This window comes from Paenibacillus sp. P5_B5 (assembly GCF_056400365.1).
The window spans coordinates 327,539-343,485 of sequence record NZ_JBFULK010000005.1; the positions used below are offsets into that span (position 1 = coordinate 327,539).

A 15,947-nucleotide genomic window follows, 5' to 3' on the forward strand; every position below is an offset into this window, starting at 1 on the left:
AAAATTGCTGATGCAGTAGCATGAAAGGGTGAAGCGTAAATGCAGCTTGGTTATTTTTTGAATCAGGAACAGAACGTCAAGCTATTTATGACTCCCGAGTTGAAACAGTCAATTCATATTCTCCAATTGTCGAACACAGAACTGACCTCTTATTTACAGGAACTAGCAACTGAAAATCCGCTGATTGAAATTGAATGGACAGAAGCTCCGGTCCTTCGTTCTAATTCCAAATCCAACCATCAAGGATTGGAGGGTATGGATTGGCTCGGTAATTTATCAGCTCGTAAAGGGTCATTAGAGAATTGGATCGTGGATCAATTGCGTATGACTGAATATGCTCTAGATGAATTTAAAGCGGTTTCATTTCTTGCAGGCAATTTAGACGACTCTGGTTACCTAGCCATTGAGCTTTGTGAAGCTGGAGAAAAGCTGGGTTTGAGCTGCGAATTGATGGATCGAGCCTTGATGAAGCTGCAATCGTTCGACCCAGCTGGAATTGGTGGGAGATGTCTGCAAGAATGTCTGCTGCTGCAGGTGTTCAGAGATAAGAAAGCGGTTATAGGGGCGGAGAAAGTAATTCGTGACTATCTGCAGGAGCTGGCCAAAGGGAAGTTCAGCAAAATATCCAAGGACATGGACATTTCGGAAGAACATGTGTCAAGGATATTGGAATACATACGTACCTTGAATCCTCGTCCAGGCCTGGTATTCGCTTCATATGATGAGGAATACCTGATTGTGGATGCTGAACTGATCGTTGATGAGAGCAAGTATGTCATTGAGATGAACAATAAGGCAGTTCCCAAGGTCACGATTAACAAGCAGTATGCAGATTTCATGAAGCAGGCCCAGGGTAAGGACGTCTCGCTATTTTATCAGGAAAAAATGAAAGCGGTCGAGTGGCTGATTCGCAGTCTGGATCATCGTTATAGCACATTATTCCGGGTCACTTGCGTCATTGTGGAGGAGCAGTTCAGCTTCTTTGAAGGTGAAAGCGGAAGGCTGAAGCCGATGAGCTTGCGCGATATTTCGCAGAGGCTGGAAGTGCATGAGTCTACGGTGAGTCGCGCGATTAGAGGCAAATATATCCACACGCCAAGGGGCATTTATGAGCTGAAATTTTTCTTTACCAATGGGCTGAGAACGGATGAAGGAGATGAAGTTTCCTCAACGATGGTGAAGGGAATGATTCGTGAATTCATCTGCCGGGAAGAGCGAAAAAATCCTTTGTCCGATCAAAAAATTATGGAGCTACTATGTTCCAAAGGGGTTCAAATTTCACGCCGAACGGTTGCCAAATACCGAGAAGAGGAGCACATTCTTTCCTCTGCTATGAGGCGTAACAAAATCGGTTAGTTCGTATCGTAAATTAAAGTTGGATCATTTTCAGAAGGTGATTGTTTCAGTTAAGCATTCAAGTTGGCATGGAATTTGATAGGAAAGAACTGACTATACGAAACAATGAGAGGAGATAAGCAACAATGGCAAGATTTCCAGGTGTTTATGCAGCAACTATTACCCCTTTTACGAAGGATTTGGAGGTCGATTATAAAGCAGTCTATGATCACGCAGACTGGCTGATTCACAATGGGGTGCATGGTTTGATACCAGCAGGCTCACTGGGTGAGTATGCGACTCTTTCTAATGAAGAGCGTGCTAAGCTGGTTGAAGTGACAATTGAAGCAGCTGCTGGACGTGTTCCGGTTATGGTGGGTGCAGCTTCACCATCGACCAAGTCGATTGTAGAATTTGTGCAATTCTCCAAGGACAAAGGCGCAGAAGGTGTCATGGCGCTTCCTCCGATTAACTACAAGCCGCTTGAGCGTGAGGTTATTGCACATTATCAAGCCATTGCGAATGTTGGTTTGCCCGTAATAGCATACAATAATCCGCGTGATTATCCGATTGATTTGACTCCAGATGTGCTTAAGGAATTATCCAAAATTGATAATGTTATCGGTGTTAAAGAATTCTCCGCAGATATTCGTCGTGTGTATGATATTCTTCGCGAAACGGATCTGGAAGTATTTATTGGTATAGATGATCTGGGAGTAGAAGGGGCAATTGCAGGTGCATCTGGTTGGATCGCAGGCTATGTGAACGCAATGCCAAGAGAAAGTGTTCAAGTGTGGGAGCTAGCTTCACAAGGTAAAGTGAAGGAAGCGATGGATATTTACAAATACTTGCTGCCGCTCTTCCACTATGATGGATATCCTCAGCTTGCTCAATCCATTAAATACACAATGGAACTGGTAGGTCGTCCAGTAGGCGAAACTCGTCCACCTCGCTTGCCGCTTACCGATGATTACAAAGCAGCGGTTCGTGAAGCGTACGAATATGCGGTCAATCGTCCTGGAGTAATGGTGTAATACAATCGAATTGGAGTGACTGGGTGTATGATGAATAGTAAAAATTGGATCGGCGGGGAGTGGATCCTTGGAGGTGACGGGGAGACTCCGATCTTCAATCCATCGAATACGAAAGAACAGGTTGGAATCGTACATTTGAATGGTGCAGGTGTTGTGCGGCAAGCTGAACAGGCTGCACAGCAAGCGCTTAAGGGATGGTCCACTCTGACACCAGCCAAACGTGGTGAACATTTGGAACAGATGGCGCGTGTTCTGGAAGCTTCGCTTGAAGAGGTCGCCACTCTGTCTAGTCGGGAGATGGGGAAACCGATCTCGGAGATGAAAGGCGAAGTTATGCGCGGAATTAATCTGCTTAAATATTATGCTGCTGAAGGAATGCGTGCGAATGGTTCGGTTATTCCGGCAAGCGCCAGTCATGTTATGCAGTATACGAAGCGAGTAGCGCTTGGTGTGGTCGGAATTCTCACGCCGTGGAACTTCCCGGTTGCTATTCCGATATGGAAAATCGCACCTGCGCTGCTATGCGGCAATACGATTGTATGGAAGCCAGCCGAAATTGCTTCCTTGACAGCAACTCGTCTGGCGGAACTATTCGCCAAGGCAGGTCTGCCGGCAGGTGTGCTCAATTTGGTCATCGGCAAGGGCAGTCAGCTGGGTGATGTTTTGCTGGAGGAATGCAACCTAAATGCCGTCAGCTTTACTGGATCTGTCTCAATCGGACAGCGAGTCGCCGTTGCTTGCGCGAAGCGCAATATTAAATACCAAACGGAGATGGGCGGGAAGAATGCGGCAGTTGTGCTGGCTGATGCTGATCTGTCCGTGACGATTCCAGCGATTGTCAGCGGTGCTTTCCGCTCAGCTGGGCAGAAATGCACAGCTACAAGCCGGATTATCGTAGAAAAAGCGATTCTTCCTCGTTTCCTGACAGAGCTCCAAGCAGCTGTTGAAGCGATTAAGGTAGCCTCTGCTCTTGACCCGCAAGCCTACTTGGGACCTGTTGCCTCGGCTGGTCAATACCAAAGTGTTATGCAATACGTCAATTTGGCTGCAAAAGAGGCAGAGCTGGTAGCCCAGACGAAAAGTGTGTCCATAGATACAGCTGGACACTATATCTATCCGACCGTTGTAACGGGTGTAGCAGTGGATCACCCGCTCGTGCAGGAGGAAGTGTTTGGCCCGCTAGCTGTAGTGCTTGAAGCTGAAGATTATGATCATGCGGTAGAGCTGTGCAACCGTACCGTCTTTGGTTTAAGCGCAGCGGTATTCACACAAGACTTGAGCAAGGCGTTTCGCTTCTTGGATGAAGCGGAGGCGGGTCTTGTTCGCGTGAATCTGGAAACCGCTGGCGTTGAATACCAAGCTCCGTTCGGAGGCACCAAAATGTCCAGCTCCGGTGCACGCGAGCAAGGGCAAAGCGCACTGGACTTCTATAGTCAGATCAAAACGTGCTCGATCCTATATTGAACCATCGATTTGATGCGAAAACATTAACCAAATCAAAGAGCTGTTCTTGCTACTGTAGCGAGGGCAGCGTCTTTGCGTTGCTCCGTAACCACATGTTAAAGCCGAAAATCTTAAAGTTAAGGCAGATTCACATTTAGAATTGAATGGAAATTCGCGTTTATCTATATGTATTTCACAAAGTTAAAAATGTACGTTTTTCAGTGGCTCGGTTAATCCATGTCTGTTTGCAATTGGTAAATGTAGTATTGGAGACTCTTATACTAACGTGATACTATGTATATAGAAAATCAGTTTTGGAGTGGAGAGATCAAGGTTGAGCGATGATAAAAAAAAGGTGCTTTTAGTCGACGGAATGGCTTTACTTTTCAGGGCGTTTTATGCAACATCTTATTCGGGTTATATTCGAAAAACTAGTTATGGCTTGCCTACTAATGCTGTATATGGATTTATTCAATACTTTTTTGACGCAATTAATACATTTAACCCGACGCATGTAGTTTGTTGTTGGGATATGGGCAGTAGTACCTTTCGTAACGAGAGCTATAGCCAATACAAACAAAATCGTTTGGAAGCTCCTCTTGAACTTTTGCCGCAGTTCGATTTGGTGAAAGAAGTAGTGGCTGAGATGGGGGTCCCCAATATCGGAATAGTTGGATACGAGGCGGATGATTGTATTGGAACGTTGTCAAATAAGCTTCAAAGTGACTCAGAAGTTTATATTTTAACTGGAGACCATGATATGCTTCAGTTAATAACTGAGCGAGTTAAAGTTGTCATTATGAAAAAAGGAAGATCAAACTATATAGAATATGATTTAGATCTGCTACTTTCGGAGAAGCAATTGACACCACTGCAAGTCATTGATTTAAAAGGGTTCATGGGTGATGCGAGTGACAATTATCCAGGGGTAAAGGGTATAGGTGAAAAGACTGCTCTTAAGCTGCTGGCTGAGTATAAATCTATTGAGGGTTGTCTAGAATGTCTTGAGATGCTCCCCAATAGTACGAAGAAAAAAATTCAAGAAAATTTGGATATGTTACATCTCTCAAGGGACCTAGCTCGAATACGACTTGACGTGCCTATAGAGTGTAATCTAAACGATTGTCTGTGGGATCTGCGTCATGCTGAAACAGCAAGTAAATTTGAAGAATTGGAATTTGGTGGTCTTGTCAAGATACTCGGTGAAGCAGTGAAAAGTTAAGAATCAAGACTTGCCTGATGATATGATATTCTTAATAGGTAGTATTGACGGACAGGAGTTGTTTACGTGATTCCTCACAAGCACAAGGAAATTCTGGATTTCATCCGCAGGTATCAACCGATCTCAAAGCTTGATCTGCTTAAGCGTTATGAACTGACGACTAGCACGATGACACGTTTACTTGAAGAGTTATTATCGGCAGGTAAGATTATAGAAGCGGGATATGGTGATTCAACCGGTGGTAGAAAGCCATTTTTATATCAAATTAACCCAGCCTATGGCTATGTAGTTGGCCTTGAAATATCTAGGGCTTACTCACATGTCGCGATATATGATTACAATATGAATAAGATGAGTAGCTATAAATGGGAAATGCCGGGTGGCAATACGCAAGAAGCATTATTACCCATGATAGCAGTAAGAATTGATGAAATGTTAGCTGAGCATCATATCTCACCTAATCAACTTCTTGGCATGGGTATTGGTTCAGTTAAAGGCTGGATGAATCAAGAGATAGTCCGCTTCTTCGAAAAGAAATTAAGTATACCTGTCACATTAGATAATGGTGCCAACACTGCATTATTGGGTGAGTATTGGGCTGAACCAACTCATATTAATAACAACCTGGTATACATTCATGTAGGTGTAGGCTTGCGCTTATCCATGATGTCTGATGGAGAGCTGTTGTCACGTTCGGTTGATCAAGAAGACTCATTCGGCCAAATGATTATCCAAACAGATGGAATAAGGCTCGGGGATCAAGGGAATTACGGCAATTTAGAATCGTATGTTTCGATTCCAGCAATGATACATATGCTTCATCATCGGCTTAAATTAGGACGAGGGAGCCTACTTCATAATCAATCCTCGAGGATTGAAGAGATTGGATTCCAAGATTTATTAGAAGCATTAGAGAATGACGACGCCCTTGTTAAGGAAGTTGTGACTGAGTCTGCGTGTTATTTTGGAATTGGACTAGCGAATGTAATCAATATAGTTCATCCTGAGAAGGTGATTCTTGGGGGACCACTTATTCATAGCCATCCGCTATTTTTTGAAGTAGCAACGCAAGCGGCTCTAAGTAAAATCTATCACCCCAAAGCTTATGAGATGGTGTTTAGCAAAGGAAAGATCGGAGAAGAAGCGGTTGTCTATGGTGCTGCTATTATGATCATTCAACAATTGATGGATCAAATTGAGTGAGATTCAGTGAATGTACAAGAGCTATCCCTGGTTAAGGGATAGCTCTTGTCATGTTTAGGCATCTGCTGCACATCGAAAGCCAATATTACCCGTTGAACTATCAGGGGTATTTGCACTACGTGCTGCTACTCGGTAACGGTTACAATAAGAGCGATGGCATAAATAAGAGCCGCCACGCATCGATTTAGCGCTTCCTTGTTTGGGACCATGAGGATTATGCGAGGAGCTATCTACATGATACGTTCGGCTGAACCAATCGTCGCACCATTCCCACACGTTACCCGAAACATTATAGAGTCCATATCCATTCGGTCGATAGGAGCGAACAGGAGCGGTGCCGATATAACCATCGGCTGCATTGTTCTTCTCTGGGAATTTGCCCTGCCAGATGTTACACATATGCTGACCATCCTGTTTTAACAAATCTCCCCATGGATAGGTTTTACCCTCTAACCCTCCACGTGCTGCATACTCCCATTCGGCTTCTGTAGGAAGTCGCTTGCCTGCCCATTTACAGTATGCACTTGCGTCATTCCAAGAAATGTGAACAACTGGATGATCCATTCGGTCCTCAATTGAAGTTCCCTTTCCTTCCGGACACTGCCAGTAAGCTCCATCTACCACAAACCACCATGGTGTTTGCTGGGGTACATTCTGAACTAGCTTAGCATTTTCCTCAGGAACGAGCAGATGAAATACGTATGACCAACCGAATGACTCTGCTTCAGTCTTATAGCCAGTTTCTTGAACAAATCGAGCGAATTCAGCGTTAGTTACTACAGTAGCATCTATATAAAAGGGAGATAGAGTTACCTTCCTAATGGGTCCTTCACCGTCTTCAGAAAATCCGTCTGAATGATTGTTACCCATCCAGAATGATCCGCCAGGAATGTGAATCATGTTTTTCTTTAGGTTGCTAGCTTGTGATTCAACTAGATCAGAATCCTGCTTAGGACGATTTTCACTTGAGGGTCTAGACACAGAACAGCAAGATTGCGTTTCGTAAGCCACAATTTTCTCCACCTTTAGAACCAAAGATTAAATATCGGTAAAATTAATAGTACCAACAATATCGCCGAGGAATTCACGTAATTCATCTGCTTCTTGTTCCGTAACCTTGAATGCATGCTCGAGATAGCCTTCTTCTGCTATATCATCGGGACCAAGAATAGCACTTCTTCCGGATTGCATATCAATGACAATTTTTTTACCAAAAAAGCTATTGGTAGACATCAGCGCTAAGTCGAACCGACGTAAGGATTTTCCCAGAATACATACGAATCTTGTAGTTGTTTCTTCTCTATAGTCATACAAATGCTGAAATTCTGACATACTTATGTTCTTCCTCTCATGTGGAAATTAAAGTTATTATAAATAAGTTTATTATAAGCCTTCCTTATATTATAGAGCAATGAATTCTGAAAATTAACATCAATTAGGTGGTTTTGTGAAGGAAACAGGTGAATAGGAGCGATAGGGCTAGAACACAGGATAAGAGAACGAAAGAAAACTGACTTCCTACAATTTCAATGCTATAAGCCGCAACAAGTGGTCCAAGTGCCGCTCCAAGAAATAGAATAAGTGAGTACAGATTAATCGCTAATACACTTGTCCCTGGTTCAGCTAATCGGGAGGTGAGTCCGACTAGTAGTGGGGTTGTTAAGGCGATACCTGCAACAAAGCAGATGCTGGCGATAACAATCGCAGTAATCGAGTTGCTATATCCGATGAGAATGGAACTGAGAAGGCTGAGTGACAGATTAAATTGTAGTAGACGAGAGAATCCAACTTGTTTTACAAGTTTACCTGCAAGTGGAGACATCAGTATTCCAAATAATCCAAAGGCTCGAACGAATAGAATATCAGACTGTGATAAAGAGAATTCAGGACTGCTAAGTCTTACTCCAAGTAAGGTATACATAGCTACAAAGGAGAACAGGATCGTTACGGTAATAAGGAATAGTGGATATAATCTGGTGTTTCTCATAATTGATCCATACTGATGCCATAAGGAAAAGGGACGGTGTTTAATTCTTAATATAAGCTGTGGAGACTTGTTCTGTTTGAATAGCAAAGCTAAGCAAATAGCACTTATGAAATACACGATTCCTAAAAAGTAGAACACATAGCTCCAATGAAAGGATTGTGTAATTGATCCACTGAGTAACTGACCAAATACACCTGCAGACAGCATGCCAGTACTGAGGTATCCAAGTGCTGTTATTTTATTTCGTTCAGGATATGTTTCTACGATGAAGGCAAGTGCTGCAGGAGCATAGGAAGCAGCAATTATGCCTTGCAGCGTTCTAATACTGATCATGGATAATAGGCTATGTGACAGACCAACTAGTGGCGTAATAGCTGCAAGTAAGAACATGCCGATAATAATGATGGTAGATGTCCCATATCGATCGGATAAGGCACCAAACACAATACAACCGATCATGTATCCAATAGAAAAAGTAGTTCCTGCCCAAGCAGTGGCAGTAAGTGACGCATTAAATTCATCTCCGAACAGGGGAAGCATAGGTATTGTAGCATATAAGCTGCATAATACCGATACAGAACACCACACTAACATGATTGTGATGGAGCGAGCTGAGGAACGAATTAGTTCTGCCGAAGGAATAACCAAGGATTAACACCTCCTGCAATTATTATATTGCAGTGAATGATGTCCTATGGTATTATTTGGATAACCGAAGAAATCGGAGGAAGCACCTCTCTTACAACCTGTAAGAGAGGTGTTTTTTTGTATTTCTTGCGGAACCATTAGGAAGAAGGAGGAGATGACTCTGAACTTGCTTTTTATGAATACACTTGAGAAAAAAGTAGGTGACAATCGCGTCATTTCAGCACAAATTGTAATTGGTGAGGACAAAGGGATCTGGCATGCGATGTGGAGCGAATCGAAGGAAAGTGGTCACGATGAACAAGAGAACTGGTATGAAGGTCAACACTGGGAGGAGCTGATTAGTTCGCTGAGAGCCAACCTAATAGGTAAGCTTTCAGAAGGTTATTTGCCGCTTATAACGGCTCCATGGGATGATTCTCAGCGCGGACTTGGTGAGAGGGCAAGATGGAATGCATTGTTACAATGCTACAGTGAATCGCATATTAACGTCCAAGTAATGGATAGCTTACGTAAATGGCGAAGAGATAAGGCTACTGAGCTTGCCAAAGCTCCTTATATGATTGCAACTAACCGCATGTTGGAAATGATCACTGCGCTATTGCCTCAAACGGCAGACGAATTGAAACAAATCCCTGGTTTTGGTCATGATAAAGTTACTCATTATGGTGATGAGATATTCAAGATCACGAAGGCAACGGAACGATTGACTACTTTTCCACTCACATGGGTTGAACATGAAGTGGAGCCCGTTGTTCTTCAACAGTGGATTTATGAGCAGAAGGAGCGCAAAATGAAAGCAGAGTATACCAAGACAGCTAGAAAGCGTAGATTTCTAGAAGCGATCTGGCAAGGTATATCCCTAGATGAGATCGTACAGGAATTATCCATTTCCCGTAGAGATGCTATTCTGATGGTAGAAGAAATGGATCACGAGGGCTATAATGTAACTCCTCTAATAGAGCTAGAGCTTGAGCAAGTGAAAGCAGAGGATAAAGAGCATGCTTGGCAGCATTTTGACCAGCAAGGTGATCGTTACCTTAAGCCTGTGTTTCAGGCGTTGTGTGAGCAGACGGAACTGAAGAGCAGTGATTCAGATCGTACCTATCAATGGTTACGTTTACTGCGAATTCAATATCGTAGAGCCAAAATTGTACAACAGGATAACCCCGACTTACATTCGCAAGCGAGCTAAAAAGATATTGCTGAAGAATGAGAACGGTTGTTTAGGCAGCCGTTCTTTTTTATGCAGGGAAAGTTAGAAAAGATTATTCATTGTGAAATAATCACACGTATGGTATGTTATTTTGTAATATTTTAACAATTAATAGTGGGTATTTCTAATAAGAGGGGATTGCCATTGCGTAATAAAATTGTGATTTTGGATTTGATTTGCTTCGTATTATTTCCTTTAGTTATTTGGAACTATAGTAGAAACTATATCGGTGATTATTACGCAATGCTGATCTCTTCGATACCGGGATTGCTATATAGCATTTATCGTTTTGTTTTAATTAAAAAAGTACATATCTTTGGCATTTATATGATTGCTAATTTAGCAATTGGAACAATAATAGATGTCATTTCAGCATCTGCCATTCAAATGTTATGGAATCATGTCATATTTTCCTATATATCAGCTGTATTTTTCATTGTTACTGTCGCGTTCCATAAGCCGATTGTACTTTTCTTTTCATTAGATTTTGTTGAAATGCAAGGATATGATCGCAAAATAATGAAAGAGAAATTCTATCAAAAAAGAATCTTATTTATTTTTATGGTTGTTACACTTGGATTTGCTTTTAAAGATATACTTTTAGCATCGATAAAAGTTGGTTTGATTCTAGAATATGGTGTAGAAGCCTTTGATAAGGGAATTATTATACGCAAAATAATGAATTGGGGTATTTCTGCGATATTATTTTTAGGTATTATTCATATTTCCAAGCTGCTTAAGGAGCAGTCCAATTCAAGTTCTTCTGTTGTATGAAATTTAAAAAAGCAGCTTTCCTAAATTAGGAACAGCTGCTTGATTTGTATATGTGGCGAAATATGAAGTTATAGCCAATCTTTTTTCTTGAATAGAATAAACATTAAACAGCCTAGTAAAGTCATAAAGCCAATTGCATATAAATCTGCATGCGGTACTTCAAGTAAACCAAATATATTGGTAAAGTTCATCCCGAATAATCCAGTAATAAATGTTAGGGGCATGAAAATAGTGGTTAGTGCAGTAAAGATTCTCATAATTTCATTCGCCCTATTAGCGACGGCAGACTGATAAGCTTCTCGTAAGTTGCCCATCAAATCGCGAAGTGTATCAAATGTATCTACGATTTTAACTGCATTCTCATGAATATCTCCAAAGTATTTCTGTAGTGGAGCTGAGATCAGCTTGAGATCTCGCTTATTCAAATGGCCAATTACATCACGCTGAGGAACGAGTGCCTTCTTGAGCCATAGTATTTCACTTCGTAGACCGACGATTTCGTTCAAGTGGGTTTTCTTAGTATGCATCAGAATATCTTCTTCGAGCTTCTCAATCTTATCCTCGATTCGATCACCGACCGCAACGTAATTATCAACGACAAGATCAATAAGATGATACAGGAAATTATCAGGTGCATTGACTTCTTCTTCCCACAAAATCGGCTTCAACATACGAACTTCATTAATTTTTTGCTTGGTAACTGTAATAATGACATGTTTATATAGAAAAATATTAAGAGAACGCAAGAAAATTTCTTCATCATCAAATCGGATGGAATTTACAACAATAAAGTAATGTCCATCATAAATTTCTAGCTTGGGACGTTGTTCTTCTTCACTTAGACAATCCTCAACTGCCAAATCATGCAATTGGAACATGGATTGTAGAATATCTAAATCATCAACCGTCGCATCAATCCAATAGAAACCATCTTCTGGTGGAATTAATGCAAGGGTGATATCTTCAATCAGCGTAAAAACGCCATTTTGGACAAAGCGTGTTTTCATAGGATACACCCCTTCTTTAACGAAAGGCAGGGACTACTGAAAACAAGCTCGGTTAAGAAGAGCAAGCATTACAGGTAACGTCCGCTGCGCTTTTACATATATGATATTTGGACTCACGATGCAACTGCCCGGGTCACCGTCCATGCTTTCTCTCCCCCTTTATTCCTTAAATAGATTTGATTAATTTGGCTAAAATATACGACAATCAGACATTTCTTGTTGTCTTCTCGAATACTTGTTTAGTATATACCTACATTTTCCACAGTACAAGGAGTAAAATGAGGGAATTTATGTCTGTGCTTGACAAGTCTTATTTAAATTACTTGACTTTTCAGTAAGAATAAGTAACATTAAATACAAATTAATATTAACTTTCTTATCAAGAGTAGGTGGAGGGACTAGCCCGATGATACCCGGCAACCGGCATTTTTCCTAGTGAAAATCGTACGGTGCTAATTCTTGCGGAAGCGCCAATCAGGTGTTTTTTGGGAGATGAGAGAGGGCACAATAAGTACGGTTATTGGTGACCTTTCTCTTTAAATGAGGAAGGTCTTTCTTATTTTATTTATAAAGGAGTGTGTAACATGCCTGTTAAAGTTCCTGATCATTTGCCAGCCAAAGAAATTCTACAAACTGAGAACGTATTCGTGATGGATGAATCGCGTGCTTTTCAACAAGATATTCGTCCCTTACGCATTGCGTTACTTAATTTAATGCCAACCAAGGAAACTACAGAAACACAAATACTTCGGTTGCTATCAAATACACCTTTGCAAATTGAGTTTGTGCTGCTGCATCCCAAGACACATATATCTAAGAATACATCGCAAGAGCATTTATCTCTTTTCTATAAAACATTTGAAGATGTGAAGGATGAACAATTTGACGGACTCATCATTACCGGTGCACCAGTTGAACAGATGGATTTTGAAAAAGTGACGTATTGGGAAGAGCTTCAAGAGATCATGGACTGGAGCAAGACGAATGTCACTTCAACTATGCATATATGCTGGGCTGCGCAGGCAGGTCTGTATTATCACTATCAAGTTCCTAAGTATTCACTTAAAGAGAAAATGTTTGGTGTATTTCCACATTCGATTAATCAAAGTCATATAAATTTAATGCGCGGATTCGATGAAGTGTTCTTCGTACCACAATCCCGTCATACGGAAGTGCGTCATGAGGATATTGCACAGCTTGCTGAATTAGATATTTTATCGGAATCCGAAGAATCTGGTGTTTATCTGGTCGCTTCAAAGGACGGTAAGCAGGTCTTTGTAACCGGACATTCAGAATATGATCCGTATACACTCAAATGGGAATACGATCGTGATGTAAATAAAGGGCTGGAGATTGCGCTGCCATGTAACTATTATCCGAATGATGATCCAACTCGTACCCCAATGATCACTTGGCGTGCTCATGCCAATTTATTATTTTCGAACTGGCTTAACTATTATGTATATCAAGAGACACCTTATGATTTAGTTCGTAAATAAGGACAAACAACCCGTCCATACAATAGATGATCGGAGTAGATGATAGATGAAAATAGAGAGTAGGTTAGCGCAAATCGGCTCGATTTCCGAGCCAATAACAGGAGCGGTTTCCTTTCCTATTTATCAGGCGACCGCTTATCGCCATCCTAAACTAGGACAGAGTACCGGATTTGATTACGCTCGTACGAAGAACCCAACACGAACTGTACTTGAGGATGCAATTGCAGAACTTGAGTCGGGTGATAGGGGATTCGCGTTATCATCTGGTATGGCTGCGTTACAAACGATATTTGCATTGTTTTCTCAGGGTGATCATCTCATTGTTTCAGTGGATTTATACGGTGGTACATATCGGTTACTTGAACAAATTATGTCGCGGTTTGGTGTACTTGCATCTTACGTAGACACCAATGATATAACTGAACTAGAAACAGCTTACCGCCCGGGCAGCACGAAAGCGATCATCATTGAGACACCTACAAATCCACTAATGATGGTAACTGATTTGGCAGCTGTATGTAATTGGGCTAAGGGTAAAGAGCTACTAACGATTGTTGACAATACACTGTTGACTCCGTTCCTGCAGCGTCCACTTGAGCTTGGAGCAGATATCGTTGTGCACTCAGCAACTAAATATCTTGGCGGGCACAATGATGTGCTTGCAGGGTTAATCGTAACTAAGGGCGCTGAATTGTCAGACAAAATGTTCTTTTTGCAAAACTCAATCGGGGCGGTTCTAGGGCCTCAGGATTCATGGCTGCTAATGCGTGGAATGAAAACATTAGCACTTCGGATGGAACGGCATGAGTCCAATGCGACAGAGCTTGCTAACTATTTACTCGCCCATCCACTTATCACGGATGTGTATTACCCAGCTCTAGAGACGCATCCTGGTTATGCGATTCAGTGTAGACAATCACGTGGCAACACGGGGATATTATCATTCAAGGTTGCGGATGCCCGTTTAGTTGAACCGCTTCTTCGCCACATTAAGCTTATTGCATTCGCTGAGAGCCTTGGCGGAGTTGAGTCTCTAATGACGTATCCTGCAGTACAGACACATGCTGATATACCTGTAGAGATTCGTGAACGTATAGGTGTAGATGATCGATTACTACGTTTCTCTGTTGGCATTGAGCACATCGATGATCTTAAAGCTGATCTTGCGTATGCGCTTGATATGGCTCAAGGGGAGCTTGCTGGAGGTGAACTCGGATGAGTGAAGAACACAATGAGATGCAACCATTAAAGGATTTGGAAGAGGAACGCAAAGATTATGGCTTTGGTACGAAGCTATTACACTTTGGCGGGGAAATCGATAAAGTAACCGGGGCTTCTTCAGTGCCTATTTATCAAGCCTCAACCTTCCATCATTTTGATATCGATCACCCTCCGGTGTTCGATTATACGAGATCGGGAAATCCTACACGTGAAGCGGTAGAGGATCACATCGCTTTATTAGAAGGCGGCAAACGTGGTTTAGCCTTCGCATCAGGAATGGCTGCGATTTCGTCAGCATTCATGATTCTATCAGCAGGGGATCATGTGATTTGTACAGAAGACGTGTACGGCGGAACTTATCGATTCTTATCAACCATTATGAATCGGATGGGAGTAGAAACTACGTTCGTCGATATGACGAACTTCGAAGCTGTGAAAGCAGCCTTGAAGCCAAATACCAAGGCTGTGTTCATGGAGACGCCGTCGAACCCGACACTCCGGATTACGGATGTCTCAGCTGTAACGGCATGGGCGAAGGAGCATGGGCTGATTACCATGCTCGACAATTCCTTCATGACGCCTTATCATCAGCGTCCAATTGAACAAGGCGTCGACATTGTGCTACACAGCGCGACGAAATTCTTAAGCGGGCACAGTGATGTACTCGCAGGGCTTGCTGTCATGGCTAATGACGAGCTTGGCAATCGGATGAAGGCCATTCAGAATGGCATGGGCAATGTACTTGGCATGATGGATTCCTGGCTGCTGATGCGCGGCATGAAGACGCTTAAAGCACGGATGGACGGACATGAGCAGTCCGCACGTGTACTTGCGGATTGGCTTTCGCAGCGCTCCGATATTGCTGCGGTATATTACCCAGGGCTGCCAGAACATCCTGGCCGCCAAATCCATGAGCGCCAATCGCTTGGCTATGGCGCAGTTGTCTCGTTCGACGTTGGTTCCGGCGAACGTGCTAGGAAGCTACTGAACGCTGTGCGCGTTCCGTTAGTCGCTGTCTCGCTCGGCTCGGTTGAGAGCATTTTGTCATATCCAGCGATGATGTCTCATGCCTCAATGCCTCGCGAAGTGCGCAGTGCCCGCGGGATTACAGATGGGCTACTGCGATTCTCAGTAGGGCTAGAAGATATATCCGACATTCTAGCCGACCTTGACCAAGCACTCGCTAGAACTTGAGTTAGATCATATACAAACAACCAGCCAAGAAGATAGGGAATGATCCGATGATCCCTTTCTTCTTGGCTGGTTTATCTGTTACAGCTATCGAATACAATGACACCAATCTTACACTCTTGTAAGTTAGTCGTAAGGATTAGAATCTAGGAAATAGAAGGAAGAATTAC

14 protein-coding genes and 1 riboswitch are annotated in these 15,947 nt (G+C 42.4%); of the genes, 10 read left to right on the forward strand and 4 right to left on the reverse strand.

Translation table 11 applies throughout. From position 1 onward, the window contains the following. The first annotated feature begins 39 nt into the window (after positions 1-39). The 5 genes from rpoN (at position 40) to AC1DOK_RS09300 (ending at position 6,237) form a co-directional block, all read left to right on the forward strand. Entirely contained in the window at positions 40-1,356 is a 1,317-nt protein-coding gene (gene rpoN, locus AC1DOK_RS09280; RefSeq protein ID WP_477553971.1) for an RNA polymerase factor sigma-54, read from the forward strand. Positions 1,357-1,481: 125 nt separating this feature from the next. Further along, positions 1,482-2,369 (forward strand): dihydrodipicolinate synthase family protein, encoded by an 888-nt coding sequence (locus tag AC1DOK_RS09285; RefSeq protein ID WP_477553972.1) that lies wholly within the window; start codon positions 1,482-1,484, stop codon positions 2,367-2,369. Positions 2,370-2,399: 30 nt separating this feature from the next. Beyond that, the gene (locus AC1DOK_RS09290; protein ID WP_477554124.1) at positions 2,400-3,833 is read left to right on the forward strand and encodes an aldehyde dehydrogenase family protein; all 1,434 of its coding nucleotides are present in this window, start codon (positions 2,400-2,402) and stop codon (positions 3,831-3,833) included. A gap of 313 nt (positions 3,834-4,146) precedes the next feature. Further along, a complete protein-coding gene (locus AC1DOK_RS09295; RefSeq protein WP_477553973.1) occupies positions 4,147-5,034 on the forward strand; it encodes a 5'-3' exonuclease in 888 nt (295 codons plus the stop codon). 66 nt (positions 5,035-5,100) lie between these two features. Further along, positions 5,101-6,237 (forward strand): ROK family protein, encoded by a 1,137-nt coding sequence (locus AC1DOK_RS09300; protein ID WP_477553974.1) that lies wholly within the window; start codon positions 5,101-5,103, stop codon positions 6,235-6,237. A gap of 54 nt (positions 6,238-6,291) precedes the next feature. Here AC1DOK_RS09300 and AC1DOK_RS09305 read toward each other — a convergent pair whose 3' ends face one another. From AC1DOK_RS09305 to AC1DOK_RS09315, 3 genes are all read right to left on the reverse strand, one after another. After that, positions 6,292-7,251 carry a formylglycine-generating enzyme family protein gene (locus AC1DOK_RS09305; RefSeq protein ID WP_477554125.1) on the reverse strand — a complete coding sequence of 320 codons (960 nt, stop codon included), beginning with the start codon at positions 7,249-7,251 and terminating at the stop codon, positions 6,292-6,294. 24 nt (positions 7,252-7,275) lie between these two features. Next, entirely contained in the window at positions 7,276-7,569 is a 294-nt protein-coding gene (locus tag AC1DOK_RS09310) for a DUF3055 domain-containing protein (protein ID WP_477553975.1), read from the reverse strand. A gap of 103 nt (positions 7,570-7,672) precedes the next feature. Next, positions 7,673-8,872: an MFS transporter gene (locus tag AC1DOK_RS09315; protein WP_477553976.1), complete on the reverse strand. Its 1,200-nt coding sequence runs from the start codon at positions 8,870-8,872 to the stop codon at positions 7,673-7,675. Positions 8,873-9,026: 154 nt separating this feature from the next. Here AC1DOK_RS09315 and AC1DOK_RS09320 point away from each other — a divergent pair, with 154 nt between their 5' ends. Beyond that, positions 9,027-10,064 (forward strand): HRDC domain-containing protein, encoded by a 1,038-nt coding sequence (locus AC1DOK_RS09320; RefSeq protein WP_477553977.1) that lies wholly within the window; start codon positions 9,027-9,029, stop codon positions 10,062-10,064. 165 nt (positions 10,065-10,229) lie between these two features. After that, positions 10,230-10,859, forward strand: coding sequence for a VC0807 family protein (locus AC1DOK_RS09325; RefSeq protein ID WP_477553978.1), 630 nt, complete (start codon positions 10,230-10,232; stop codon positions 10,857-10,859). Between the two features lie 68 nt (positions 10,860-10,927). Here the strand turns inward: AC1DOK_RS09325 and corA are convergent, their stop codons facing one another. Further along, positions 10,928-11,866: a magnesium/cobalt transporter CorA gene (gene corA / locus AC1DOK_RS09330; protein WP_477553979.1), complete on the reverse strand. Its 939-nt coding sequence runs from the start codon at positions 11,864-11,866 to the stop codon at positions 10,928-10,930. Between the two features lie 373 nt (positions 11,867-12,239). After that, positions 12,240-12,365: riboswitch (SAM riboswitch) on the forward strand. A gap of 85 nt (positions 12,366-12,450) precedes the next feature. On the opposite strand from corA, the gene metA reads away from it, so the two are divergent. From metA to AC1DOK_RS09345, 3 genes are read left to right on the forward strand one after another with little or no spacing between them, the layout of a single operon-like run. After that, positions 12,451-13,365 (forward strand): homoserine O-acetyltransferase MetA, encoded by a 915-nt coding sequence (gene metA / locus AC1DOK_RS09335; protein WP_477553980.1) that lies wholly within the window; start codon positions 12,451-12,453, stop codon positions 13,363-13,365. Positions 13,366-13,411: 46 nt separating this feature from the next. Further along, on the forward strand, positions 13,412-14,584 hold the full coding sequence (locus AC1DOK_RS09340; RefSeq protein ID WP_477553981.1) for a PLP-dependent transferase: 1,173 nt from the start codon (positions 13,412-13,414) through the stop codon (positions 14,582-14,584). Continuing rightward, complete coding sequence (locus AC1DOK_RS09345; protein ID WP_477553982.1) at positions 14,581-15,780, forward strand: trans-sulfuration enzyme family protein; 1,200 nt, start codon at positions 14,581-14,583, stop codon at positions 15,778-15,780. The genes AC1DOK_RS09340 and AC1DOK_RS09345 overlap by 4 nt, the downstream gene beginning before the upstream one ends. Positions 15,781-15,947: the final 167 nt, after the last annotated feature.

What these genes read in the sequence shown, in the direction of transcription:
- AC1DOK_RS09285 (WP_477553972.1), top strand. Translation starts at nt 1,482, where the DNA reads ATGGCAAGATTTCCAGGTGTTTATGCAGCAACTATTACCCCTTTTACG.
- metA (WP_477553980.1), top strand. Translation starts at nt 12,451, where the DNA reads ATGCCTGTTAAAGTTCCTGATCATTTGCCAGCCAAAGAAATTCTACAA.
- rpoN (WP_477553971.1), top strand. Translation starts at nt 40, where the DNA reads ATGCAGCTTGGTTATTTTTTGAATCAGGAACAGAACGTCAAGCTATTT.
- AC1DOK_RS09310 (WP_477553975.1), bottom strand. Translation starts at nt 7,569, where the DNA reads ATGTCAGAATTTCAGCATTTGTATGACTATAGAGAAGAAACAACTACA.
- AC1DOK_RS09320 (WP_477553977.1), top strand. Translation starts at nt 9,027, where the DNA reads ATGACTCTGAACTTGCTTTTTATGAATACACTTGAGAAAAAAGTAGGT.
- AC1DOK_RS09290 (WP_477554124.1), top strand. Translation starts at nt 2,400, where the DNA reads ATGAATAGTAAAAATTGGATCGGCGGGGAGTGGATCCTTGGAGGTGAC.
- AC1DOK_RS09340 (WP_477553981.1), top strand. Translation starts at nt 13,412, where the DNA reads ATGAAAATAGAGAGTAGGTTAGCGCAAATCGGCTCGATTTCCGAGCCA.
- AC1DOK_RS09345 (WP_477553982.1), top strand. Translation starts at nt 14,581, where the DNA reads ATGAGTGAAGAACACAATGAGATGCAACCATTAAAGGATTTGGAAGAG.
- corA (WP_477553979.1), bottom strand. Translation starts at nt 11,866, where the DNA reads ATGAAAACACGCTTTGTCCAAAATGGCGTTTTTACGCTGATTGAAGAT.